16 protein-coding genes are annotated in these 24,408 nt (G+C 65.5%); 9 read left to right on the top strand and 7 right to left on the bottom strand.

Annotated features, from left to right (window positions below):
* Positions 1–84: 84 nt before the first annotated feature.
* The gene (locus BZL41_RS12160) at positions 85–4,989 is read right to left on the bottom strand and encodes an alpha-2-macroglobulin (RefSeq protein WP_095599542.1); all 4,905 of its coding nucleotides are present in this window, start codon (positions 4,987–4,989) and stop codon (positions 85–87) included.
* Between the two features lie 191 nt (positions 4,990–5,180).
* Here BZL41_RS12160 and BZL41_RS12165 point away from each other — a divergent pair, with 191 nt between their 5' ends.
* On the top strand, positions 5,181–6,521 hold the full coding sequence (locus tag BZL41_RS12165; RefSeq protein ID WP_095599543.1) for an MATE family efflux transporter: 1,341 nt from the start codon (positions 5,181–5,183) through the stop codon (positions 6,519–6,521).
* A gap of 120 nt (positions 6,522–6,641) precedes the next feature.
* Positions 6,642–7,097 (top strand): DUF2214 family protein, encoded by a 456-nt coding sequence (locus BZL41_RS12170; protein WP_095599544.1) that lies wholly within the window; start codon positions 6,642–6,644, stop codon positions 7,095–7,097.
* A gap of 191 nt (positions 7,098–7,288) precedes the next feature.
* On the opposite strand, the gene speA is transcribed toward BZL41_RS12170, so the two are convergent.
* The 6 genes from speA to BZL41_RS12200 form a co-directional block, all read right to left on the bottom strand.
* On the bottom strand, positions 7,289–9,202 hold the full coding sequence (gene speA, locus BZL41_RS12175) for an arginine decarboxylase (protein WP_095599545.1): 1,914 nt from the start codon (positions 9,200–9,202) through the stop codon (positions 7,289–7,291).
* 191 nt (positions 9,203–9,393) lie between these two features.
* A complete protein-coding gene (locus BZL41_RS12180) occupies positions 9,394–9,765 on the bottom strand; it encodes a translation initiation factor Sui1 (RefSeq protein WP_095599546.1) in 372 nt (123 codons plus the stop codon).
* A 307-nt stretch (positions 9,766–10,072) separates the two neighbouring features.
* The gene (locus tag BZL41_RS12185; protein ID WP_095599547.1) at positions 10,073–11,407 is read right to left on the bottom strand and encodes a hypothetical protein; all 1,335 of its coding nucleotides are present in this window, start codon (positions 11,405–11,407) and stop codon (positions 10,073–10,075) included.
* 352 nt (positions 11,408–11,759) lie between these two features.
* On the bottom strand, positions 11,760–13,079 hold the full coding sequence (locus tag BZL41_RS12190) for a right-handed parallel beta-helix repeat-containing protein (RefSeq protein WP_095599548.1): 1,320 nt from the start codon (positions 13,077–13,079) through the stop codon (positions 11,760–11,762).
* 256 nt (positions 13,080–13,335) lie between these two features.
* Positions 13,336–13,869: an NUDIX hydrolase gene (locus tag BZL41_RS12195; RefSeq protein ID WP_095599549.1), complete on the bottom strand. Its 534-nt coding sequence runs from the start codon at positions 13,867–13,869 to the stop codon at positions 13,336–13,338.
* A complete protein-coding gene (locus BZL41_RS12200) occupies positions 13,869–14,936 on the bottom strand; it encodes a DUF2333 family protein (RefSeq protein ID WP_095599550.1) in 1,068 nt (355 codons plus the stop codon). Before BZL41_RS12200 ends, BZL41_RS12195 begins: the two co-directional genes overlap by 1 nt.
* A 266-nt stretch (positions 14,937–15,202) precedes the next feature.
* Between BZL41_RS12200 and BZL41_RS12205 the strand changes: the two genes are divergently transcribed.
* From BZL41_RS12205 to prmA, 7 genes are all read left to right on the top strand, one after another.
* A complete protein-coding gene (locus BZL41_RS12205) occupies positions 15,203–16,819 on the top strand; it encodes a PleD family two-component system response regulator (protein ID WP_095599551.1) in 1,617 nt (538 codons plus the stop codon).
* Positions 16,820–17,850: 1,031 nt separating this feature from the next.
* Positions 17,851–18,894: a methyl-accepting chemotaxis protein gene (locus BZL41_RS29430; RefSeq protein WP_371916520.1), complete on the top strand. Its 1,044-nt coding sequence runs from the start codon at positions 17,851–17,853 to the stop codon at positions 18,892–18,894.
* Positions 18,895–19,005: 111 nt separating this feature from the next.
* The gene (locus BZL41_RS12215; RefSeq protein WP_371916516.1) at positions 19,006–20,787 is read left to right on the top strand and encodes a protein-disulfide reductase DsbD; all 1,782 of its coding nucleotides are present in this window, start codon (positions 19,006–19,008) and stop codon (positions 20,785–20,787) included.
* Positions 20,788–20,928: 141 nt separating this feature from the next.
* Entirely contained in the window at positions 20,929–21,372 is a 444-nt protein-coding gene (gene aroQ, locus BZL41_RS12220; RefSeq protein ID WP_084338826.1) for a type II 3-dehydroquinate dehydratase, read from the top strand.
* Positions 21,373–21,470: 98 nt separating this feature from the next.
* A complete protein-coding gene (gene accB / locus BZL41_RS12225; RefSeq protein ID WP_095599554.1) occupies positions 21,471–21,935 on the top strand; it encodes an acetyl-CoA carboxylase biotin carboxyl carrier protein in 465 nt (154 codons plus the stop codon).
* A gap of 17 nt (positions 21,936–21,952) precedes the next feature.
* Positions 21,953–23,302 carry an acetyl-CoA carboxylase biotin carboxylase subunit gene (gene accC, locus BZL41_RS12230; protein WP_095599555.1) on the top strand — a complete coding sequence of 450 codons (1,350 nt, stop codon included), beginning with the start codon at positions 21,953–21,955 and terminating at the stop codon, positions 23,300–23,302.
* 126 nt (positions 23,303–23,428) lie between these two features.
* Positions 23,429–24,307, top strand: coding sequence for a 50S ribosomal protein L11 methyltransferase (prmA, locus tag BZL41_RS12235; RefSeq protein ID WP_095599556.1), 879 nt, complete (start codon positions 23,429–23,431; stop codon positions 24,305–24,307).
* Positions 24,308–24,408 lie beyond the last annotated feature (101 nt).

Below are 24,408 nucleotides of genomic sequence, written 5' to 3' on the forward strand. Positions count from 1 at the left end.
TTACACCCCGTCGTGCGCAATCCGGCTATTCCCCGGATTGCGCTTCGCTTATTCGGGCTACGTCGGACGTAGCCCCCTTTCCTCTCAGCGTGGCTTGACCACCAGCACCGGCGGCGCGTCGCCCAGGGCCTGCCATTCCGGCCGGTACATGGACTCCGCCTGGGGCGGAGGTACGCGGTAGCGGCCAGGCGTCACCGCGCGGGCCAGGTAGAGCAGGTGCGTGCTGCCGTAGCCGTCCAGGTCCAGAGCGGCGACGTAGCGGTCGTCGCGGAACTCCTGGTGCCGCAGGCGGGCGTTCTGCATGTTGTTCGCCCACTCCTTCACCTGGCTGCCGGCGTCTTCCAGGCTGGCCGAACTGTTCGCCAGGTTCTGGTTTTCCAGTTCCAGGCCGGCCGGCAGCAAATCCACCACCAGAGCATCGGGCACTCGCTCGTTGGCCTCGACGACGAGGTGCACCAGCACCAGTTCGCCGCTCTCCAGGCCGTTGAGGTTCAGCGGCTTGCCGTCCAGGCCGAGGTATTCGCGGAAGATGTGCAGGTTGTTGCCGTGCGCGGCAGGCGCCTCCACCGGGTAGCCGGAAACGCTCAGGCGCTGGTAGAGCGGCTCGCTGCCCGGGTTGCGCAGGGTCAGCGGCTCGGCGAGCGCCGCACCGTCCAGCTTGAGGCCCGGTTGCTGAGGATTGATCTCGCGAGTCTGGCCAGCGACGTTCAGCTCGGCGCGCCAGTTACCTTCGGGCTTGTCGAGCAGGCCGCGACCAGCGAGGAACAGTGCGTTGCGCTCCTGGGTGGACAGCCAGCGCTGGCCGGCCAGCGCGTCCGACAGGGCGAACAGCCGCTCTTCCCGCTGCCCTTTCGCCAGGTCGTGCTCTTCCAGCAGGGCGTAGATCAGCGCCTGGTCGCGCAGCTCGCTGCCATAGTCGGCCAGCCACCAGTCCCGCTCGTTGCGGTGCATGTTCAGGCCGGCGTACAGCGCTTCATCGGCGCGCGGCTGGTCGCCCATCCGTTGCAGGGCCACCGCCAGTTGCACCATCGGCAAGCCGGAGCGGGCCTCGCTGCGGCGCTCGTACAGAGTGCGCAACGCACCGAGCGGCGCCTGCTGGCTGCGCGCCAGGACGTAGCCAGCATAGGCCTGCACCGCGAAGCGGGTGTGCTCGGAATTGCCGCTGTAGCCCACCTCGATCAGGCTGCGCTCCTGCAGGTAGCGCAGCAGGCGTTCGCTGGCCTTCTTCAGCGGCTCCGGCGGCACGGCAAAGCCCTGCTCGCGGGCACGCTGGAGGAAGTCGGTGACATAGGCGGTCAGCCAGTATTCTTCCTCACTGTCCGGCCCCCAGAGGCCGAAACCGCCGTTGTAGCGCTGCATGCCGAGCAGGCGCTCGATGCCCAGCTCGATCTTCTTGCGCCGTTCGGCGTCCGGCTCGCCTTCCAGACCGAGGCGCTTGAGCGTCGCCTCGTCGGCGTAGAGCGACGGGTACAGGCCACTGGTGGTCTGCTCCAGGCAGCCGTAGGGATAGGCCTTGAGCGCCTGGATGTGCTCGCCGAGGTTGAGCGGCGGACGGCTGGACAAACTTAGCAGCGCCTCGCGGCCGGCCGGCTCGAACTGCGCCAGGGTGCCTTCCGGCAGGCTCCAGGCTTCGTCCTTGAGTACCGCGCGGAATTGCTTGAGCAGCGCCGGATAGGCCGGGCGCACGCCCAGGGTCCACTCGCGGGTGAACGGCGGCAGGCTCTCGCCCGGCAGGTCGAGGCCATCGACCGCGACCTTCACGCGCCCTTGGCCGAACCCGCCCAGGGCTCGAACCGGGATACGCAGGGTGCTGCGCTGGCCTTCGGCCAAGTCGAGGCGCTGGCTGGCGGCGACGCCGTCCAGGCTCAATTGGCCCTCGGCCGTCAGTTGCACGTTCAACTGCTGCGCCTTGCCGGACAAATTGGTCAGGTCCAGCGCCAGGGTGGTCTGGTCACCGCCGGCGAGGAAGCGCGGCGCCGACAGTTCGGCCACCAGCGGCGCGGCGACCACGGTCTTGGCCTCGGCCATGCCATAGCGCTCGTCGGTCCAGACCTGGGCCATCAGACGCAGTTCGCCGTTGAAGTCGGGGATGTCCAGGCTGACTTCGCCCTCCCCTTCGGCATTCAGCGCCAGCGGCTGGCTCTGCCGGACGACGATCAGCACGCTGGTGTCCGGCCGCTTGCCACCGGCCGCCAGGGCAGCATCACCACCATAGGCGAGTTTGGCGATGCGGCCCTGGCCGGCTTCGATCAGTTGCCCGTAGACGTCCAGTTGGTCGGCACCGTAGGCCTTGCGGCCGAACAACGCGACGAACGGATCGGGCGTCGGGTATTCGGTGATGTTGAGAATGCCGACGTCCACCGCAGCGACCAGCACGTGGGCCTGCTTCGGCACGCTGCCATCGGCGTTGCGCGCCTTCACCTTGACCGTCAGCGCCTGCTTCGGCCGCATCTTCTCGGGGGCTTCCAGACTCAGCGACAGCTTGCGCGGGGCGCGATCCAGGGGCAGGTGCAGCAGGCCGACGGCGCGCTTGGGCGTGGCCTTGGCCGCCTTCTCGCCCGGGCGGATCACCAGGGCGCTGACGTACAGGTCGTGGCGCGCCCAGTCCTTGGCGATGGGGATGTCGAACGCCTTGCCTTCCGCCGGCACCTCGATGGCCTGCCACCACAGCGGACCGTCGCTGGATTCCACCATGAGGTATCCGCTGCCGGCCGATGGCGGGGTCACGGTGACCTTGGCGGTGTCGCCATCGGCATAGGCGGGTTTGTCCAGCGCCAGCTTGACCTGGTCCGGGCGTACCGCGCCGCCCTCGGCGTTGTCCTGCCAGCGCCAGCCAGCCCAGAAGCGCAGGCTGCTGAGCAGGCCGGTCTGCGGGTCTTCCACCTCGACGCGGTAGGAGCCCCATTCGACCGGGAAGGCAACCTTGGCCGTCGCGCCGGCAGCCAGATCGAGGGTTTCCTCGCTGAGGTTCAGGTACTTCTCGTTGTAGTGGTAACTCCAGCCGTCACTGTCGGAGAAGTTCCAGTAGTAGTCGCGCCGCTCGCGGATCAGACGCACTTTCAGGCCGTTCGCGGCGAGCTTGTTGCCTTCTGGATCGGCCACCAGCACGTCGAATTCGGCGAGGCTGTCGGCGTCCACCTCTTCCCCGTCGAACAGCCCGCGCACGCCCGGCAGGCGCTCGGCCGGCCAGACCGGCTGGACCAGACGGCGGGTGATGGGACGACCGCCGGACTCCTGCAGGCTGGCCTGGAGGATCAGCTTGAGCGGCGACTTCGCGTCGGCCCAGCGGGATTCCACCGAGAGCGTGGCGTTGCCCTCGGCGTCCAGGGTGGTCTCGTCCAGTTCCAGGTCCTGGGTCAATTCTTCTTCGGTGACCGAGCCGAACTGGTAGCCGGGCAGGGCCGCGACGGCGTCGCGCAGCGGACGGACATAGACCTGTCCGGTCAGGCGGTTGCCGGCCGCGGGAGCGCCATAGAGGTAACGGCCGTTGACCGCGAATTGCGCGTCCACGCCCGGCTGGAGCGGCGTATCGCTGCCTTTCAGTTCCAGAGCGAGGCGCTCCGGCAGGAAATCCTCGACGAGGAATTCGTAGAGCTGCGGCTTGCCGTCGCCCAGGTCGTAGACCAGTTGCCAGCGCCCGGTCGGCGCTTCCGCCGCCAATTGCAGTTGGTACTGGTACAGGCCGTTTTCGTCGGCCTCCCAGACGAAGCGGCGGCTGACCTGTTCGTCCGGCCGGCGCACTTCGACCGTCACCGGCTGGGCCTTCGCCGCGCGGCCGTCGGCATCGCGCAGCAGGGCGTTGAGCAGCACGGTCTCGCCCGGCCGATAAAGATCGCGCGGGCCGAAGATGAAGAATTGCAGCGGGTGCGCCTGCGGTCCGTCGATCTGGAATTCGGCCAGGTCGAGCGCCGCACCGGCGAGGCGCAGCAGGCTGGTCTGTTCGCCCTGGCGGGCCAGCAGCACGTCGGCCTTTTCCGTCAGCGGCAATTGTGCGTGGCCTTTGCCGTCCGTCTCGCCGCTGGCCAGGACGCGGCCGTCGCCATCGAGCAGTTCCAGGCTCACCTTGTCCAGCGCCTTGCCGCCGTCCAGCGCCTGGGTGAAGACATCCAGGCGATCGCGGTAGCGGTGGGCGGACAGACCGATATCGCTGAGACTGAAAAGGGTCGCAGGCTGCGAATAGTTATAGGTGCCGGCCTCGCGCATCACCGCCAGATAAACGCCCGGCTGCTTGAACGGCTCCAGCCCGGCGATGGGCAGGAGCAGGGTCTCGCGGGTGTTGCGTGCCGGGTTCAGGTCGAAACGACCGCCATAGACCAGCTCGGCCATCGGCAGCAGCTCGCGCGATTCCCAGTTGTCCAGGTTGCTGCTGCGCCCCCAGCGGCTGAGGAACTTCGGCAGCGCCTCGTCCTTGATGCGGAAGAATTCGACGTTGACCTTGTCCACGTTCAGGGCGATCACCGGCAAGCCTTCGGCCAGCCGGGTCGGCAGCAGCGAGCCTCGACTGGCGAAGCCGACGGTCGCTTGCAGGTCGCGGGTTTCCAGGCGGCTGACGTGCTCGGCGGCGAGTTTGGCCCCGTTCACCGCTCGCAGCCCGGCATCCACCGTCAGTACCAGCTTGCGCTGAGGCTCCAGGTGGCGCAGGCGCAATTCCATGAGGTTGTCGGAAAGCTCCCAGGCGCCATCGACCTTGCCAGCCTTGCTGTCGACCAGGTGCAGTTTGTCGGCGAACTTCTGCTCCGGATCCAACGGCACCGAGAAGGTCACGGACAGGGCGCTGGCGCCGTCCAACTGGACCTCGGACACATCCACCACGCTCAGCTCGCGACCGGCATAGCGCTTGCCGAGGGCGGCAAGGTCCTGGGCCGGCTTGGGCTTGGCCTGTTCGACGACGGCATCGGGCGGCGCGGAGGAAGAGGGTTCGGGGGTGGAAGAATCGCAGCCGCTGAGCAGGCTCAGGGCGAGGGCCAGAAGCAATCCTTTCTTCGGCATGGCAGGCTCCCGGAAGGGGGTTGTGCAAAAGGTTCCACACTATAGCCGAGCGCCAGCAGAGCAGCGACAGCCGGCTGCGGGAAGCGGGCGGTCGCTCACGGAACGCGACGTCGTTCCCATTTCTGCCACGACGCCGGCTCCTGTAATGTTGCGCCCTCGCCTCACTCGACACGGGCTCAAACGGAAACACGATGCTGTACGACGCCTGGCGGCACGCCCCGACCCATCGCAAGGTCTGGGCGCTGGCCGCCCCCATGATCCTGTCCAACCTGTCCGTGCCGTTGGTCGCGCTGGTCGACAGCACGGTCATCGGCCACCTGCCCCATGCCCATCAACTGGGCGCTGTGGCGGTGGGTGGCAGCCTGTACACGCTACTGGTCTGGCTGATGGGCTTCCTGCGCATGGGCACCACCGGATTCACCGCCCAAGCCAGCGGCCGCGAGGACGGCGGAGCGCTGCGCCAGGTATTGCTGCAAGGGTTGCTGCTGGCCCTGGGCTTCGCCCTGCTGCTCGGGCTGCTGGCGATTCCCTTCAGCGGGTTCGCCCTCGACCTGATGCGCCCTTCGGCGGCGCTCGACGAGCTGACCCGCGACTATTTCCATACCCGCCTGCTCGGCCTGCCGGCGGCGCTGGCCAGCTACGCGCTGATCGGCTGGTTCCTCGGTACGCAGAACGCCCGCGCACCGCTGGCGATCCTGCTGACCACCAACCTCCTCAACGTCGCGCTGGACCTCTGGTTCGTGCTCGGCCTCGACTGGGGTGTGGCCGGCGCGGCCCGCGCCTCGGTGATCGCCGAGTGGAGCGGCGCCCTGCTCGGCCTGGCGCTGACCCACCATGCCCTGCGCGAGCATCCGGGCCGTCCGGACTGGCACAGCCTGGGACGCCTCGCCAGTTGGCGGCCGCTGCTGGCAGTGAACCGCGACATTTTCATCCGCACCCTAGCGCTGGAGCTGGTGTTCTTCCTCGTCACCCTGCAAGGCACTCGCCTGGGGGAAGCGACGGTCGCCGCCAATGCCCTGCTGCTCAACGGGCTGCTGCTGACCGCCCACGCCCTGGATGGCCTGGCCCATGCGGTGGAAGCGCTCTGCGGACATGCCATCGGCGCTCGCGACCGTACGGCACTGCGCCGCTCGCTGGTAGTCGCGGGCGGCTGGTCGCTGCTGGCCAGCGCCGCGTTCGCCCTGTTCTTTCTGTTCGCCGGGCAGAGTTTCGTCCGCCTGCAGACGGACATCGCCGAGGTGCGCGCAGTGGCCTTCGTCTATCTGCCGTACCTGGCCCTGCTGCCGCTGCTGGCGGTGTGGAGCTACCTGCTCGATGGCCTGTTCATCGGGGCCACCCGCGCCCGTGAGATGCGCGATGCGATGCTGGTCGCCTTGGCCCTGGCGGCACCCTTGGGCTGGGCCCTGAGCGGGTTGGGCAACCATGGCCTGTGGCTGGCCTTCCTGACCTTCATGCTGCTGCGCGGGATCTGCCTCGGCCTGCTGGCTTGGCGTTTGAATAGGCGCGATGCCTGGTTCGGCGCCTCGCCCTGAATAGAGAGTTCCATTGCCTCATGGTACTGGCATGCGCCGGCCAAGCGCTGTACCGTGCTGACGCCCGGCCGTGATCGGCCCCCGACTTCCGAATACCGACCCACGCAAAAGGAATGCCCCATGGCCAACGCCATCGCCGCCTATCTGCATTACCTGTCGATCTTCGTCCTGTTCGCCCTGCTGACCATGGAACACGTGCAGTTCAAGCTGCCCATGGACCTGCCGCGCGCCCGCAGCCTGTACATCACCGATATCGCCTTCGGCATCACAGCCGGCGTGGTCCTGGCGACCGGCCTGCTGCGCATCTTCTGGCAGGGCAAGGGTCTGGAGTTCTACCTGAAGAACGGCTTCTTCCACGCCAAGGTCAGCCTGTTCATCCTGATCGCGCTGCTGTCGATCCTGCCGACCTTCACCATCCTCAACTGGCGCAACGCCCTGAAGGCCGGCCAGGTTCCGGAGATCAGCGCGGCGCGCGGGAAGATGGTCATCATGTTCATCCGCTTGGAGCTTTTGCTGCTGCTGATGATGCCGCTGATGGCGGTGTTCATGGCACGGGGATTCGGGATGGGTAGCTGAGGACTGTTACAACGTCCGAGCTTCCTCATAGGGGCGAACTCATTGGCCCCTACGACGACCCCGCTTTTTCGTAGGAGCCAGCTCTGCTGGCGAAGCTTTTGCGTAACCCCCGTTCGCGAGCTCGCTCCTACAAAAGCCAGATTCGCCTTGCCCCTCGCCGGGCGAATGGGGTCGCCCGGCGAGGGTGGGGCTTACGACGACAGGTAGGACGAACGGGTCAGCCCCAGGCGCAGCGCGTCCAGGTACTGGGTACGCTCGCGGACGCTGAGGCGGGCGCCGGCTACCTTGTCGCGGTAGTAGGTCATCAGCTCTTCCGGCGACAGGTGCACGTAGCGCAGCATGTCCTCGATGGTGTCGTGGGTCTCGATGCCGGCGTGATAGACACTGCCGTCGTCGCGCTGGTAGATGTTCACCGAATCCGTGTCACCGAACAGGTTGTGCATGTCGCCGAGGATTTCCTGGTAGGCGCCGACCAGGAACACGCCGAGCAGGTACTCCTCGCCGTCACGCACCTCGTGCACCGGCAGGCTGGTCTCGATGCTCTGCTCGTCGACGTACTGCTTGATCTTGCCGTCGGAGTCGCAGGTGAGGTCCTGCAACACGGCACGGCGCAGCGGTTCCTCGTCCAGGCGGTGCAGCGGCAGGATCGGCAGCACCTGGCCGATGGCCCAGGTGTCCGGCAGGCTCTGGAACACCGAGAAGTTGCAGATGTACTTGTCGGCGAGCTTGTCGTTGAGTTCGTCCAGTACCTGGCGGTGCGAGCGCTGGCGGGCCTTCAGCGAGTTGTGCAGGCGGCGGCAAAGGGCGAAGTAGCACTGCTCGGCCAGGGCCTTGTCGGACAGGCTCAGCTTGCCTTCGGCGTACTGGGTGGCGACGTCGCTCATGTAGTGGGTCGCACGCCAGTAGGTCTCGGTGACCATCTCGATGTCGGTCGGGCCGAGCAGCTCGGCCAGCCAGCGCACCGGCTCCGCCAGGCTTTCCTTGTCCTCGATCACCGGGATGGCGTCGTTGTGCTTCTCCACGTCGGTGACCTGCATCACCAGCACCGCATGGTGCGCGGTGAGCGAACGGCCGCTCTCGGAGAAGATGTGCGGGTGCGGCAGGCCCTGGGCGTCGCAGAACTCCTTGAGCATGCCGACCACGGTACCGGCATAGTCGTCCATGTCGTAGTTGATCGAGCTGGCGTTGCGCGAGTGGGTGCCGTCGTAGTCGACACCCAGGCCGCCGCCGACGTCCACGTGGTCCACCGGCAGGCCGAGCGCACGCAGTTCGGCGTAGTAGCGGATGGCTTCCTTGAAGCCGTGCTGATAGTCGGCCAGGTTGGCGATCTGCGAGCCCATGTGGAAGTGCAGCAGGCGGATGCCCTGGTCCAGGCCGGCGGCGCGGAAGCGCTCGACCACCGAGATCAGTTGCGCGGCGGACAGGCCGAACTTGGATTTCTCGCCACCGGTATCGGCCCACTTCGAGGAGGCCAGGGAGGACAGGCGCACGCGCAGACCGACCTGAGGCGCGACCTTGAGATCGGCCGACTCCTCGATCACCAGCTGTACCTCGGACTCCTTCTCGATGACGATGAAGACGTTGTGGCCGAGCTTCTGCCCCATCAGCGCCAGGCGGATGAATTCACGGTCCTTGTAGCCATTGCAGACGATGGTGCCCCCCTTCGGCGCCAGCGCCAGAACCGCCAGAAGCTCGGGTTTGGAACCGGCCTCCAGGCCGATGGAGACGTTCTGGGTGGCGATGATGTTTTCCACCACCGCTTCCTGCTGGTTGACCTTGATCGGGTACAGCGCGGTGTAGCGGCTCTGGTATTCCAGGCGCGCGATGTTGGCGTCGAACGCCCCGGTCAGTTGGCGAACTCGGTCCTGCAGGATGTCCGGGAAACGCACCAGCAGCGGCAGCGACAGGCCGCTGGAGCGGAGTTCGTCGAGTATCGAATAGAGATCGATCGGCTGGTCCGCCTGGCGGTTCGGGCGAACCTCCACGCGTCCCGCGTCGTTGATGGCGAAATAGCCGGCTCCCCAGTGCCGGATGCCATAGACACTGCGGCTGTCGGCCACTGTCCAGCTGCTGCCATCGTCCTTACGCGTGCGTCGTGCGGACATCGGTTCCCCCTGTCGAGATGAGAATGGCCCCGCCATGCCGTGGGCGGGACAAGGTTAATTACGGGAAATGACGTTTGTGAGGTGTGGACCGGCACCTCGTCCGAGAGTTTAGAACCCACCCGGGCCTCACGGTGCCACCGCCCCTTCGACAAGGCGATCGCATACGGGAACGGAGGGTTTTCCGGGGCGACTCAGCCGCCGGACTTCTTGGCCTTGAAACCGCGCTTAGCGAGTTCTTCGAGCAACAGCTCGACGTGGTCGCCCTGGATCTCGATGACACCGTCCTTCAAGGCGCCACCGGTGCCGCAGCGGCGCTTGAGCGCACTGGCCAGCTCCTTGAGCGCATCCTCGGCCAGCGGCACGCCGCTCACCGTGGTCACCGTCTTGCCGCCCCGGCCCTTAGTCTCGCGGCGTACGCGGGCGATACCGTCGCCAGCGGGAACGGCCGTTTGCTTGCAGATACAGGCATCGATGGGCTGGCGGCATTCCGGACAATGCCGGCCGCTGTCGGTGGAATACACCAGACCGCCAAGGGCAGCGAAGGACGAAGCTTTCTTGACCACCGGGCGTTTCCTCGTAGGGGTCAGGATAGCGACTGGCCAGCAAAAGCCGACCGCGAAGCCCCACTCAGGCAGGAGCAGCGCAACCGAGCCGGGCGGCTCGGCTTGAAAAGGCGGCGAAGTTTACCGGCATTGGCGACGAATGCTAAGTACAGAATTGCGCCAATCTGCATTGGATTGGCGACACCGCAAGCAACGAGCCACCGGCAGGTGCCGGGGTGGGATAGAAACGCCGCCCCGGCGGCGGCGCTCGTATCGGCAGATTCGGATGGCGAGGCGCACCCGCCATCCGGCGCTTACCGTGTCGGCATCAGCGCAACCAGTCCTGCGGACCGGCTTCAGCCATGACTCGCCGCGGCACATTCTTCGCCGGGAAGGGCTTCAGATTGCCACCACGACTGGCCGCTACCGCTTTCTTCATGGCGTCCAATACGGTCAGGTCCTGGGTAAAGGCCTGGGCCTTCGGCAAGCTGCTGGGGCGCGGGTTCTCGCCAAACACCAGGTTGGCGGTACAGACCCGGCCGAGCTGGCCCTGGCACTGGCTCGTGACCGTGGCCAACGGCGCGAAGACATAGCCGGCATTCTTCGCCGCATCGCCGCTGCCGTAACGAAGGATCGGCGTATCGACGTTCTCGTAGTAGTTGCCTTCCACCAGAACCCGCGCCGGCTTGACAGCAGCCAGTCCGTGCCAGGTGCCGTGCTGGAAGTAGTTGTTCAGCATATGCACGATCGGCGCCTGACCGGCAGCCTCTGGCGGTGCGATATCCGGCGAACGACCGCGGAAATGGCGGAACCAGTTGCCCACGAGGGAAACGTTCTGGTTTCTCGCAGAAATGATCAGACCGAAATAATGCGTACCGTCGCAGTATTGGCCCATGTTGCTGGTGCCGTCGAAGTCATTGTTGGAGATGGTGACATTGGTGGCCTTGCCCCAACCGACGGTGATCCACTGGCGGCCGATGCGGGCGAAGCGGATCTGGTCGATCCAGACCTTGTCCGCATCCTGCACTTCGATGCCGTCACCGGCGAAGACGATGTTTTCGTTGATATCGGTGATCGACAGGTTGCGGATAACGACGTTCGACGCCAGGCGGACCGCAAAGCCACGCCCCTTGATCCCGGAATTCTTGCCCACACCCATCACCGTGGTGTTGGAGCCGATCGCCAGGGAATTCAGGCCCCATGAGTTAAAGGTAATGGGGCCGGCGTTCGTATGCCCGCTGCAATGGCCCCTGTAGGAGTTGTTATCCGAGAGCAGGCGGCTCCATTTCGAAGGCGGCACGCCCTTGGCGGTGCATACCTTCTCGTCGGAGTAATAACAACCGACCCCGTTCGCCATCTTCGCGAGGCCCTTGGCGTTGTAGTCGATGATGCCCTTGATCTTGATGATCTTCGGCGTCGTGTCGTAGCACACCCGCCCATCGCCGGACAGTTTCTTCGGATCGCACAACGCCTTTTCCAATTCCGCCGCGGTAGAAACCTCGATGGGCTGGGCCCCCTTGCCACCCGTGGTCTGGTAACCGAACCCCGGCGGTACATCGCTTTTTGCCGCAAGCGCCAGCGGCGACATCAAGGCCAGCGCACTCAGCGTACCGATACCAACGACACCGCTCCAGCGTCGTGACAACGCATCATATCGACTCATGTTCTACCCCATCGTTATTGTGGAAGACCGCTGCGCTTTTTTGGGCGTCTCCTCCCCAACAGAAGATGCCGCGCAGGCTGGTCACGGAGGGACGCTAATGGATGGGAAACAGCGACATATGTGAGGTTGACGCGGTTCTTCGATAAAGGTCGGCCTTGCTTTAAAAACTGAAAACCATGTCACCCTGACCTCATGACCCGCTCGCCCCATGGAAGGAGAGAAAGTGCCGGTGCTCCGCTCCTGTTCGGCAGGCTGCTGGCTGACCGCTTCGGCTTTGCCCCCGAAAGAAGAAACGCCACCGATGCAATCGGTGGCGTTCTGTCGAACAACCAAATGCAAGTGTTGCGAAGGATCAGCGAACCCAGTCCTGGGGACCGGCTTCAGCCATGACCCGACGCGGTACGTTCTTGGCCGGATAAGGCTTCACATCGCCGCCAGCACTGGCTGCGACCGTCTTCTTCATGATGTCCAGCACGGTCATGTCGAAGGTACAGGCCTCATTCACCGGCAGCGTGCTGGGCTTCGGGTTGGCCCCCTTGATCACATTCGCGGTGCAAACCCGGCCGAGCAACCCCTGGCACTGCTCCTTGACCGTGACGAGTGGCGCAAAGAGATAACCCGTATCGCTGGCCTTTGCCCTTTTTATGATGGGCGTATCGACGTTGTCGAAGTAGTTGCCCTCCACCAGTACCCGGGCCGGCTGATGAGCGTCCAGCGCATGCCAGGAGCCACTCTGGAAGTAGTTGTTCACCAGGTGCACGATGGGCAGCGCGCCGTCGGCCTTCGGCGGGAAGATTTTCGGCGTCCGCCCACGGAAGTTGTGGAACCAGTTGCCGATCATCGTGATGCTCTCGTTCGCACCGTCCAGAAGCAGCCCGTAGTAATGATCACCGTCGCAGTTTTGGCCGGTATCGCTGGTGCCGTCGAAATCGTTATTGGAAATGGTGATATGGGTGGTCTTGCCCAAGTGGGTGGCGAGCCACTGGCGGCCGATCCGGGTGAAGCGGTTCTGGTCGATCCAGACACCGTCCGAGTCCTCGATGGAAATCCCGTCGCCAGCGAAAACGACACGTTCGTTGATGTCGGTGATCGACAGGTTGCGCACGATCACGTTCTTGGCGCTACGGATGATCAGCCCCCGGCCCTTGATACCCGAGTTCTTGCCCACGCCCATCAGCGTGGTATTCGAGCCGACCGCCAATGGTTTCAGGCCAAGCAGGTTATAGGTGACGCTGACCCCGGTATGCCCTTCACAATGGCCGTTATAGGAAGCCGTAGTGGCAACCAGACGATCCCATTTCGCGGCCGGTACGCCCTTGGCGGTACAGACTTTTTCGTCGGAGTAATAACACCCGCCCTCGGTCTTCATCTGCCGAAGTTCTGGGGCGTTGTAATCGATGATGCCGGTGATCTTGATGATCTTCGGAGTGGTGTCCTTGCACACTCGCTTATCGGTGGACAGCTTATTGGGGTCGCAGAGCGCTTTTTCCAATTGTTCCGCAGTGGAAACCTCGTAGACGGTCGCGTTATTGCCGCCACCGGTCACCTGATAGCCGAACCCCACCGGCGTATTGCTTTTCGCCATGGCCGCGAGCGGCGACAGCAAAGCCAGGGCGCCCAGTGCACAGACCGCACCGCCCCAGCGACGGGACAACGATTCAAATCGACTCATGATTCACTTCCAACTCCATAAAAAAGAAGCGACCGCATATCCCCCTGGCCATGACACTTCCCTGAGCAAAGGAAGCCCCGACAAACGGTACGCCTTGGACACTAAAGGAAGGGAAATCCAGCGTGATGTGACATTGCCGCCATTCTCCGAAGACCGACCCGCGATCTTTCCCAGAGCGCAAACCATGTCACCCACGATCAGCGACCCACTAGAGATGGAGCGCGCGGGCTTGTACCAGAACCTGCCGACTCGGCGGTTACGCCCCGAGGTAACGTCTCAGGGCCTCCAGGGAATCCGGGCAGAAGGGCTTGTCACAGGCTTCCACGAGCACATTGCGGGGAGCAGTGAAACGGGCCTCCAGCACTTCCTCGGGCTGCAAGACCAGGGGTTGGTCGGATACCGCGGAGAACACCGCGCACCACAGGCGGTTGTCCGGCTGGTCGAAGAAGAAGCGGCCGTGCTCGTGCAATTCGACGCCGCTGACGCCCAACTCCTCTTCCAGCTCGCGGGTGGCGGACTCAAGGTACGTCTCCCCCGCCAGCACCATGCCGCCGGCGGCTACGTCCCAGTAGCCGGGATAGAGTGCTTTGCTGAGGGTCCGCCGGTGCACGCAAAGCAGCCCGGCGGAGTTGAACAGGAGGATGAAGGTGCCCCGGCCGACCAGCCCCCGCTGGCGCAACTCGGCGCGCGGCAAACCGCCGAGCGGGCGGTCCTGTTCGTCGACCCAGGCGATAAGCTCGGCGTCGGAGGCCGCCCGGTGGGCCGCCTCGCGCTCGCTCCAGGCGTTCATCAGCCCTGCTCGAGCAGGTTGCGCAGGTCGATGATCGCTGCGTTGGCACGGGAGATGTAATTGGCCATCACCAGCGAGTGGTTGGCCAGCACGCCGTAGCCGCTGCCGTTCAGCACCATCGGGCTCCACAACGGCTCCTGCGCCGCCTCCAGCTCACGGATGATCTGGCGCACACTGATGGTGGCGTTCTTCTTCGCCAGCACATCAGCGAAATCCACCTCGATGGCGCGCAGCAGGTGCGACAGCGCCCAGGCCTGCCCACGCGCCTCGTAGAACACGTTGTCGATTTGCAGCCAGGGCGTCTCCACGGTTTCTTCGCTCACCCGCGGCACTTCTCCGGGCTTCACTTCCTCGGGTTTCGCGTCGGTGTTCAAACGCACCCGGCCGACGCTGGCGGACAGGCGCTGGGACAGCGAGCCGAGACGGGTGGCGACGTCGCCCAGCCAGTTGTTGAGGTTATCGGCACGGGTATAGAACTGCGCCTTGGGCTGGTTCGGGTCGGCCAGCTTGGCCAGGTAGCGATCCAGCGCCCGCAGCCCTTCGCGGTATTCGGATTCGGAAGCGGGCAGCGCCCAGCTCTTGTTGTCGAAGTTGAAACGCGGCTCGGCGCGAGCCAGGTCGGCGTCCTCGGTGGACTGCGACTGCGAGCGGGCGAAGTCCTTGCGCAGCGCGCGCGACAGGTCGCGGACCTGGACCAGCACGCCGTATTCCCAACTCGGCATGTTGTCCAGCCAGAGGCCGGGCGGCGCCAGGTCGTTGGACAGGTAGCCGCCCGGCTTGTCCAGCAGGGTGCTGGCGACTTTCTTCAGGGTTTCCACCGTGGTGTAGCCACCCACAAGTTGCCGCTGCGCACGCTCAGCCGCGGCCTGGGCATTCTGCTGGACCGGGAAGAAACCGGGCTCCTGGCTCCAGTACCAGCCGAGCACCAGGGTGATCAGCAGATAAAGACCGAGCAGCAACCCCAGGGCGCGACTCAGCCAGAAACCGCCGAAGTAGCTGCGCACATCATCCACCGAGTCGTCGACGCGGTCGCGCAGACGGCCGGCGCGGTTCTTCCAGTCCAGCATGGCAATGTCCTTTCGATCAGTCAGGCAGGGTTCTGACCGCAACGCCGCGGACGGGTTGCGGCCAGAGGCTGCACTATAAGTGAAGTCTGCCGGTCGGCGCAGCGCGACACCGCAAACTAAGAGCGGGCTGCGGCAGGGAAACAGCCGACGAACGGCGCCGAACCGCTGGCGTCAATAACACATCGATATGCGCAGATCATGCGAACAAGTGATAGCATGAGGCCACCATCAGAAGCCGAACCACGGCCCCTACACGAAGCCAGGCCATGATCGATCAAGAAGATCCCAGCCGCGACCGCCTCAAGCATCATTTCGCCCAGCGCGTGATCCATCAGGCGCGGCATGTGCTGGAGGTCTGGCAGCGGCTGCAGTCGAGCGAATGGACCGCCCCGCACATGGCCGAACTGGCCGAGGCCAACGAACGGCTGCTGCGCTATGCCGAGCGTTTCGAGCAGGCCGGGCACGCCCAGCTCGCCCACGGCATCGCACACTGCCTGAACGCCATCGAAGCCAACCATGGGCGCATCACTAGCGCGCTGATCAGCGAACTCAACCTGCTGATGCAGCGCCTGTCGCGCACCGGCCTGCGCCACCGCGACCGTCTCGAACAAACCTTCCTGCCGCCGCTGCGCAAGCCGGTCTATCTGGCGCTCCAGGACGTCGAGCGCGCCGAACGCCTGGGCCAGCAGCTCGAGTTCTTCGGCGTCAACGCGCAGGCACTGGGCGATGCCAGCGCCTTTCGCAGCGCCATGGCCGAGCGCCATCCGGCGGCGATCGTCATGGAAATCGATTTTTCCGGCGCCGGATGCGGGCTGCGGTTGGCTGCGGAAATCCAGCAGGATCTGGAGCAGAAGCTGCCCATCCTGTTCTTCAGCCACGAGGACACCGACACCCCGACCCGGCTCGCCGCAGTGCGTGCGGGAGGCGAGGAATTCTTCACCGGGACCCTGGACGCCTCCAGCCTGCTCGAACGTATCGAGGAGCTGACCCACGTCACCCAATACGACCCGTACAAGGTCCTGATCATCGACGACTCGCGGGCCCAGGCGACCCATACCGAGCGTGTGCTCAACAGTGCCGGCATCGTCACCCGCACCCTCATCGAGCCGATCCAGGCAATGGCTCACCTGGCCGACTTCCAGCCCGACCTGATCATCCTCGACATGTACATGCCGGAGTGCAACGGCACCGAGCTGGCCAAGGTGATCCGCCACAATGACCGCTATGTCAGTGTGCCGATCATCTACCTCTCCGCCGAGGACGATCTCGACAAGCAACTGGATGCCATGAGCGAGGGCGGCGACGACTTCCTGACCAAGCCGATCAAGCCGCGCCACCTGATCGCCACCGTACGCAACCGCGCCGCCCGCGCGCGCAACCTGAAGGCCCGCATGGTGCGCGACAGCCTCACCGGTCTGTACAACCACACCCATACCCTGCAACTGCTGGAGGACGCCACCTTCCGTGCCCGCCGCGACAGCCAGCCGCTGACTTTCGCCATGCTCGACATCGACCATTTCAAGCGGGTCAACGACACCTACGGGCATCCCATGGGCGACCGGGTGATCAAGAGCCTGGCCCTGTTCCTCAAGCAGCGCCTGCGCAAGACCGACCACATCGGCCGCTATGGCGGTGAAGAATTCGCCGTGATCCTGCCCGACACCGACGCCGCCTCCGCCTTCCGGGTGCTGGAAGAAATTCGCCAGCGGTTCGCCGAAATCCACTACCCGGCCAAACCGCAGGACCTGGCCTGCACCTTCAGTTGCGGCGTCGCCGAATGGTCTGAGGGCGTGGACAGCAAGATGCTGTCCAAGCAGGCCGACCAAGCCCTCTACCAAGCCAAGCACGGCGGCCGGAACCGTACGGTGATCTTCTCCGGCTGACACCAGGGACAACTCGCAAGGCCAAATAGTGGCCTTGCGCCACTTTTGTCATCATCCTGCAACCAAACCGCAATAACGTCTGGCTACCGCCGCTCCCCGGTATTGCCCAGATGCGCCTCAAGCTGCTCACCAACCTCAACACCCTGCTCCTGGTCACCGTCTGCCTCGCCCTGGGCGCCACCCTCTGGTGGTCGCAACGTGCTCTGGAGCGCCCCTACCTGTTGATGGCGAACTACCTGAGCCTGTCGCAGCAATTCCAGAACGACGTGGCGCAAAGCATCCACGACTACCTCGCCAGCGGCGATGCCCTGCGCCATAGCGCCGCCAGCCAGGCCATCGATGAACTGGAACGGGAGTTGGATAGCCTGCCGGAGCCGTTGGCCGATTCGCTGCGGCCGACCTTTAGCGAACTGCGCGACTTCGTCGCCAGCGATCTGCTGGCCGCCGGGAAACTGGCCGGCGATCCGCAGGGCCTGCTATTGCAGGCGGAGCGGGAAATCGGCGGGCTCCTCGATCAACTGGCCCAGTACGCCGACAGCAGCACTCAAGCAGCTACCGCCGACTATCGCCTTCCGCTGTTCCAGATCGCCCGGCACTTGCAGCGCCTTGCCCATGCCCGCGACAAGCTGGTGGCCAGCGGGCGCACCGAACTGGCGGCGGATGTCGAGCGGGAACTCGCTGCCCTCCAACTCCAGGCCGAACGCCTGGACGCCCTGCCCCTGCTCGGCGTGGAAGAGCTGAACTCCTCCGATGGCAACGCGTTCGCCGCACTGCTCGGCCTGGACAGCGAGACCGAGGAACAGCAGGCCGAAGACCGGGGGATCGCCCTCAAGCGCGAGCTGAACAGCCTGATCAAGCGCTATCCGGGCGAGCTGGCCCGCACCCGGGAACTGGTCCAGCACCGCGCCGAACTGGCCAATACCACGCGCCAGAAACTGGCCGCCCTGCAGCAGGCCCTGGCCGCGCTGGAGCCCGCTGTGCGGGCCGAACATGGCCGCATCCAGGGCGAGGTTCGCCTGATCCAGGGGCTGATGATCGTGCTGATCCTGCTCATCGCCCTGACCATCGACACCATCCAGCGCCGCCTGACCCGTGTCCTCGGGCGCCTGGTTCCAGCATTGTCGGCCTGGGCCGCCGGCGATTTCGCGACGGATATCCGCCTCGACGCACGCACCCGCGAACTGCGCGACATCGAAGACTCTCTCAATCACCTGCGCGCCTATCTGGTCGATCTGGTCGGCACCATCCGCCGGCATGCCGAGCAGGTTGCCGGCAGCAGCCGCACCCTGGCCGGGCTGAGCAGCGGCCTGCACAGCGGCGCCGAACGCCAGGCGGGCGACACCGCGCTGATCCGCGACGCCCTGGGCGAACTGGAGGCCACCATCCAGCAGGTTGCCAACGATGCTAGCCAAGCCGCCGACGCCAGCCGCCAGGCCGGGCGCTCGGTGGAACAGGGGCAGACGGTCATCGACCAGAGCCTGGCGGGTCTGCACGGGCTGGTCAGCGAAGTCCAGGACAATGCCCAGGCCATCGAACGCCTGGCCGAGGAAACCGCCACCATCGGCAACGTACTGACCGTGATCCGCGCCATCGCCGAGCAGACCAACCTGCTGGCACTGAACGCCGCCATCGAGGCCGCCCGTGCCGGCGAGCAGGGACGCGGCTTCGCCGTGGTCGCCGAGGAAGTCCGTTCCCTGGCCCAGCGCACCACCGGCGCCACCGAGGAAATTCAGCAACTGATCGCCCGCCTGCAACAGGCCGCCCGCCAGTCGGTGGAGGCCATGCGCGCCCAGGTCGAACATGCACAGGACACCGCCCGCCAGGCCGAAGCCGCCGATGGCGCACTGGTGGAAGTGGTCGAGGCGATCCGTACCATCGCCAGCATGGCCGAGCGAATCGCCGAAGCCACCGCCCAGCAGAGCGGCGCGGTGAGTGAGATCCGCGATCACAGCGAGCGCATCCACAGCCTCGGCAGCGACAACCTGCAGCGCATCGGCGAAGGTCGACACCAAGGCGAACAACTGCTCGAACTGGGCGGCCGGCTGCATACCGCCGTCCAGGCGTTTCGTGTTTAACAGGTAGCGGCAGACACAGTCGACATTCGGACAATCCCGTTTACAGCCCGGACCTGCAGCCAAGCGCCTCACTCCGCTATCATGCGCGGGTTACGGTTTAGCGAGATGCCCATGCCCCGCCTGCTGACCCTGTTGCTGTTCCTGGTCGCCCTCCCCGCCGCCGCGGGCCTCTTCGACAGCCGCCCCAGCTCCACTCTCGGCGCACCGCTGAATAACAGCAGCGACTTCCTGCCGGTGCGTGAAGCCTTCCGCCTGAGCCTGGTGGAGAGCGGCCCCGAGTCGGTGAAACTGCGCTTCGTCGCCGCCGAAGGCTATTACCTCTACCGGCACCGTTTCGCCTTCCGCGCCGACCCGGCGGACATCGCCCTGGGCCAACCCCGGTTGCCGGCCGGCGAAGCCAAGACCGATGACTACTTCGGCGACGTCGAGGTCTACTACGGTGTGTTGGACATCGACCTGCCGGTGGACAACCCGCAGCAGCGACCTTTCGCCCTGGAAGTCACCTACCAGGGCTGCGCCGACAAGGGGCTCTGCTATCCACCGGAAACCGAACGCATCGCCATCGGCGACCTTCCGAGCGGCGCCCCAGCCCCAAGCGCCAGCGAAGCCGCCAGCCAACCCCGCGATCTGGACTGGAAGGCCCTGGCGCTGTTCTTCCTCGCCGGCCTCGGCCTGACCTTTACCCCCTGTGTCCTGCCTATGCTGCCGATCCTCTCCGGCGTGGTGCTGCGCGGACAGATCGGCGGCCTGCGCGGCCTCGCCCTGTCGCTGGCCTACGTGCTGCCGATGGCGGCCTGCTTCGCCCTGCTCGGCGCGCTGATGGGCGTGTTCGGGGCCGAACTCAATCTCCAGGCACGCCTGCAATCGCCCTGGGTACTGGTACCCTTCGCCGCCTTCTTCGGTCTGTTCGCCCTGGCCATGTTCGGCGTCTTTGAAATGCGCCTGCCGCATTTCATCAGTGCGCCGCTCGATCGCTTGGCCGGCAACACCCGCGGCGGCTCGCTATGGGGCGCTGCGCTGCTCGGCGTACTGTCCAGCCTGCTGGTCTCCCCCTGCGTGTCCGCCCCGCTGGCCGGTGCCCTGCTCTATATCAGCGCCAGCGGCGATGCGCTCGGCGGCGGGCTGAAGTTGTTCGCCCTCGGCCTCGGCATGGGTACCCCGTTGGTGCTGTTCGCCCTGGGCGGAGGCGCACTGCTGCCGAAATCCGGCATCTGGATGGTGTCGGTGCGCAACGCCTTCGGCGTCCTGCTGCTCGCCGTCGCCGTGTGGCTGCTAGAACGGGTGCTGCCGGGCCCGCTGACTCTGGCTCTGTGGGGCCTGCTCGCCGCCGGCGTGGCGCTCTGGCTCGGCGCCCTGGAATTCACGCCGAAGACGCACCGGCAGAAGCTCGCCCAGCTCGCCGGCCTCGCCCTGCTTGTCTACGCCCTGGCCAGTTGGGTCGGGGCGCTGCAAGGCCAGTCCGATCCCCTGCGCCCGCTCGGCCGTGCTCCGCTCGCCGGCAGTGCTCTAACGGCCAGCAGCGCCGGCGAATGGCGCACCGTCACCCAACCCACCGAGCTGGATGCCGCCCTGGCCGAGGCCAAGGCGGCCGGCCAGCCGCTGCTGCTCGACTGGTATGCGGACTGGTGCATCAGTTGCAAAGTGATCGAGCGCGAAGTCCTGACCGCCCCGGAAGTGACCAGCCAACTCGGCGCCTTCCGCCTCGTCCGCTTCGACATGACCGAGAGCAACCCGGCCCAGCGCGCCCTGCTCGATCGCTACCGGCTGTTCGGCCCTCCGGCCATTCTCTTCTTCGCCGGCAATGGCGACGAAATCGCCGAGCTGCGGGTAATCGGGGAAATCGATGCGGCGAACTTCGCCGAACGCCTGCAACGCAGCAAAGCGCTGCGCTGAAGCCCTCTCTCATATTTCTGCAGTAAATGCCGGCTAATGTGCCGGCATTTACTGCAAACGAGCCATGACTGGACAGTCACTCCGCTTTTCCGGCATAGTCCTCGCCAGCCGCGAACCCGCACAAGGATTAAGTAACCGACCATGGCTACCCTACTGGTCCTGCATGGCCCCAATCTGAATCTTCTCGGCACCCGCGAGCCGGGCGTCTACGGCGCCGTCACCCTCGACCAGATCAACCAGGATCTGGAGCGCCGCGCCCGCGAGGCCGGCCACCACCTGCTCTACCTGCAGAGCAATGCCGAGTACGAACTGATCGAGCGCATTCATGCCGCCAGGGGCGAGGGTGTCGACTTTATCCTGATCAATCCCGCCGCATTCACACATACCAGCGTCGCATTACGTGACGCGCTGCTGGCGGTGAGCATCCCATTCATCGAAGTGCACCTGTCCAACGTGCATAAGCGTGAACCTTTTCGTCATCACTCCTACTTCTCCGATGTTGCGGTAGGGGTGATCTGCGGCCTCGGCGCCACCGGCTATCGCCTGGCCCTGGAGGCGGCACTGGAACAACTGGCCACGTCCTGAACGCACTCGCGAGCGCCAAGCACGCAAGGCGGGAAACAGACGCGAAGGCGTCGGGAAACGGCCGGAACCCCCTGACCACACTTGGGAGTCGACCCTTAATGGATATCCGTAAAGTCAAGAAACTGATCGAACTGCTGGAAGAGTCCGGTATCGACGAGCTGGAGATTCGCGAGGGCGAAGAGTCCGTGCGCATCAGCCGCCACGGCAAGACCGTCGCTCCGCAGCAGGTCTACGCTGCCGCACCCGCCCCGGTCGCCATGGCCGCCGCCCCTGCGGCAGCGCCTGCCCCGGCCGCCGAAGCCGCTGCCCCGGCCGCGCCCAAGCTGAATGGCCACGTGGTCCGCTCGCCGATGGTCGGCACTTTCTACCGCTCACCGTCCCCGACTGCCGCGTCCTTCGTCGAGATCGGCCAGAGCGTCAAGAAAGGCGACATCCTCTGCATCGTCGAAGCCATGAAGATGATGAACCACATCGAGGCCGAAGCCAGCGGCGTCATCGAATCCATCCTGGTGGAAAACGGTCAGCCGGTGGAATACGACCAGCCGCTGTTCACCATCGTTTGAACCGCGGAGAGCCTGCGATGTTGGAAAAAGTCCTGATCGCCAACCGCGGCGAGATCGCCCTGCGCATCCTTCGCGCCTGCAAGGAGCTGGGCATCAAGACGGTGGCGGTGCACTCCACGGCGGACCGCGAACTGATGCACCTGTCGCTGGCCGACGAAACCGTCTGCATCGGGCCGGCCTCCGCCGCCCAGTCCTACCTGAACATTCCGGCGATCATCGCTGCTGCCGAAGTGACCGGCGCGACCGCGGTCCACCCGGGCTACGGCTTCCTCGCCGAGAACGCCGACTTCGCCGAGCAGATCGAGCGCTCCGGCTTCGCCTTCGTCGGCCCGACCGCCGACGTGATCCGCCTGATGGGCGACAAGGTATCGGCCAAGGACGCGATGAAGAAGGCCGGCGTCCCCACCGTACCGGGCTCCGACGGCCCGCTGCCGGAAGACGAGGAAACCGCCCTGGCCATCGCCCGCGAGGTCGGCTACCCGGTGATCATCAAGGCCGCCGGCGGCGGCGGCGGTCGCGGCATGCGCGTGGTGTACAAGGAAGAGGACCTGATCAAGTCGGCGCGACTGACCCGCACCGAGGCCGAGGCCGCGTTCGGCAACGGCATGGTCTACCTGGAAAAATTCCTGGTGAACCCGCGTCACGTGGAAGTCCAGGTACTGGCCGACGGCCAGGGCAACGCCATCCACCTGGGCGACCGTGATTGCTCGCTGCAACGCCGTCACCAGAAGGTCCTGGAAGAAGCCCCGGCACCGGATATCGACGAAGGCGCACGCGCCGAAGTGCTCGACCGCTGCGTTCGCGCCTGTGTCGAGATCGGCTACCGCGGCGCCGGCACCTTCGAGTTCCTCTACGAAGACGGCCGTTTCTACTTCATCGAGATGAACACCCGCGTCCAGGTGGAACACCCGGTCACCGAAATGGTCACCGGCATCGACATCGTCAAGGAGATGCTGCGCATCGCCGGCGGCGAGAAGCTGTCGATCCGCCAGGAAGATGTGGTCATCCGCGGCCATGCGCTGGAGTGCCGGATCAATGCGGAAGACCCGGACAACTTCATGCCCTGCCCCGGCAAGGTGCAGTACTTCCATGCACCGGGCGGCAACGGCATCCGTGTCGACTCGCACCTGTACAGCGGCTACGCGGTACCGCCGAACTACGACTCGCTGATCGGCAAGCTGATCGCCTACGGCTCCAGCCGTGACGAGGCCCTGGCGCGCATGCGCAACGCCCTGGAAGAGATCGTGGTGGACGGGATCAAGACCAACATCCCGCTGCACCGCGACCTGGTCCGCGACAAGGGCTTCTGCAAAGGCGGCATCAACATCCACTACCTGGAAAAGAAACTGGGTATGGATAAGCACTAAATCGAGCGGCAAGCTGCCAGCTTCAAGCAGCAAGCTGTACGATATGCACCTCAAGGGAGCGGCCTCGGCCGCTCCTTCTTTTTTCTTGCAGCTTAGAGCTTGAAGCTGCCCCAAAGGGAGCCTCCCATGCCGTGGCTACAAGTCCGCCTCGCCATCACCCCTGAACAGGCCGAAACCTACGAAGATTCCCTGCTCGGCGTCGGCGCCGTGTCGGTGACGTTCATGGATGCAGAGGACCAGCCGATCTTCGAACCGGACCTGGGCACTACGCCGCTCTGGTCCCATACCCATCTGCTCGCCCTGTTCGAGGCCGATGTGGACCCTGCCAATCTGGTCGCCCACCTCGAGCTGCTCACCGGCGGCCCGCTGCCGGAGCACCAGATCGAACGCATCGAAGACCAGGACTGGGAGCGCAGTTGGATGGACAACTTCCAACCAATGCGCTTCGGCCGCCGCCTTTGGATCGTCCCGAGCTGGCACGCCGCACCGGAACCCGATGCGGTCAACCTGCTGCTCGATCCGGGCCTGGCCTTCGGCACCGGCACCCACCCGACCACCGCACTCTGCCTGGAATGGCTGGATGGCCAGGACCTCACGGGTCGCCAGTTACTGGACTTCGGCTGCGGCTCGGGCATCCTCGCCATCGCCGCCCTGCTTCTCGGCGCCGAACGCGCCGTGGGCACCGATATCGATCCCCAGGCCTTGGAGGCCTCGCGGGACAATGCCGAGCGTAATGGCATCGCCCCTGCACGCTTCCCGCTCTACCTGCCGGAAGCGCTGCCGACCGAACAGGCCGACGTGGTGGTCGCCAATATCCTCGCCGGCCCGCTGGTTTCGCTGGCACCGCAGATCACCCGACTGGTCAGGCCCGGTGGCCTCCTGGCGCTGTCCGGCGTACTCGCCGAACAGGCGGACGAGGTCCGCGCCGCCTACCAGGACGCCTTCGAACTCGATCCGACCGCAGAAAAGGACGGCTGGGTCCGCATCAGCGGACGCCGCCGTTGAACCCCCGCCCGGCGTTTCGGTGACGCCGGGCAAGTTCCGCCGCAGCCCCACTGCCGCAGCCGCGAGCGCTTGCGTTAGACTAGCCGCTTGTTTTCGCCGGA

This window comes from Pseudomonas sp. PIC25 (assembly GCF_002286785.1).
Classification (GTDB): Bacteria; Pseudomonadota; Gammaproteobacteria; order Pseudomonadales; family Pseudomonadaceae; genus Pseudomonas_M.

Coding starts and splice junctions, on each gene's coding strand:
- BZL41_RS12160 (WP_095599542.1), bottom strand. CDS start 4,989: ATGCCGAAGAAAGGATTGCTTCTGGCCCTCGCCCTGAGCCTGCTCAGC.
- BZL41_RS12165 (WP_095599543.1), top strand. CDS start 5,181: ATGCTGTACGACGCCTGGCGGCACGCCCCGACCCATCGCAAGGTCTGG.
- BZL41_RS12170 (WP_095599544.1), top strand. CDS start 6,642: ATGGCCAACGCCATCGCCGCCTATCTGCATTACCTGTCGATCTTCGTC.
- speA (WP_095599545.1), bottom strand. CDS start 9,202: ATGTCCGCACGACGCACGCGTAAGGACGATGGCAGCAGCTGGACAGTG.
- BZL41_RS12185 (WP_095599547.1), bottom strand. CDS start 11,407: ATGAGTCGATATGATGCGTTGTCACGACGCTGGAGCGGTGTCGTTGGT.
- BZL41_RS12190 (WP_095599548.1), bottom strand. CDS start 13,079: ATGAGTCGATTTGAATCGTTGTCCCGTCGCTGGGGCGGTGCGGTCTGT.
- BZL41_RS12195 (WP_095599549.1), bottom strand. CDS start 13,869: ATGAACGCCTGGAGCGAGCGCGAGGCGGCCCACCGGGCGGCCTCCGAC.
- BZL41_RS12200 (WP_095599550.1), bottom strand. CDS start 14,936: ATGCTGGACTGGAAGAACCGCGCCGGCCGTCTGCGCGACCGCGTCGAC.
- BZL41_RS12205 (WP_095599551.1), top strand. CDS start 15,203: ATGATCGATCAAGAAGATCCCAGCCGCGACCGCCTCAAGCATCATTTC.
- BZL41_RS29430 (WP_371916520.1), top strand. CDS start 17,851: ATGATCGTGCTGATCCTGCTCATCGCCCTGACCATCGACACCATCCAG.
- BZL41_RS12215 (WP_371916516.1), top strand. CDS start 19,006: ATGCCCCGCCTGCTGACCCTGTTGCTGTTCCTGGTCGCCCTCCCCGCC.
- aroQ (WP_084338826.1), top strand. CDS start 20,929: ATGGCTACCCTACTGGTCCTGCATGGCCCCAATCTGAATCTTCTCGGC.
- accB (WP_095599554.1), top strand. CDS start 21,471: ATGGATATCCGTAAAGTCAAGAAACTGATCGAACTGCTGGAAGAGTCC.
- accC (WP_095599555.1), top strand. CDS start 21,953: ATGTTGGAAAAAGTCCTGATCGCCAACCGCGGCGAGATCGCCCTGCGC.
- prmA (WP_095599556.1), top strand. CDS start 23,429: ATGCCGTGGCTACAAGTCCGCCTCGCCATCACCCCTGAACAGGCCGAA.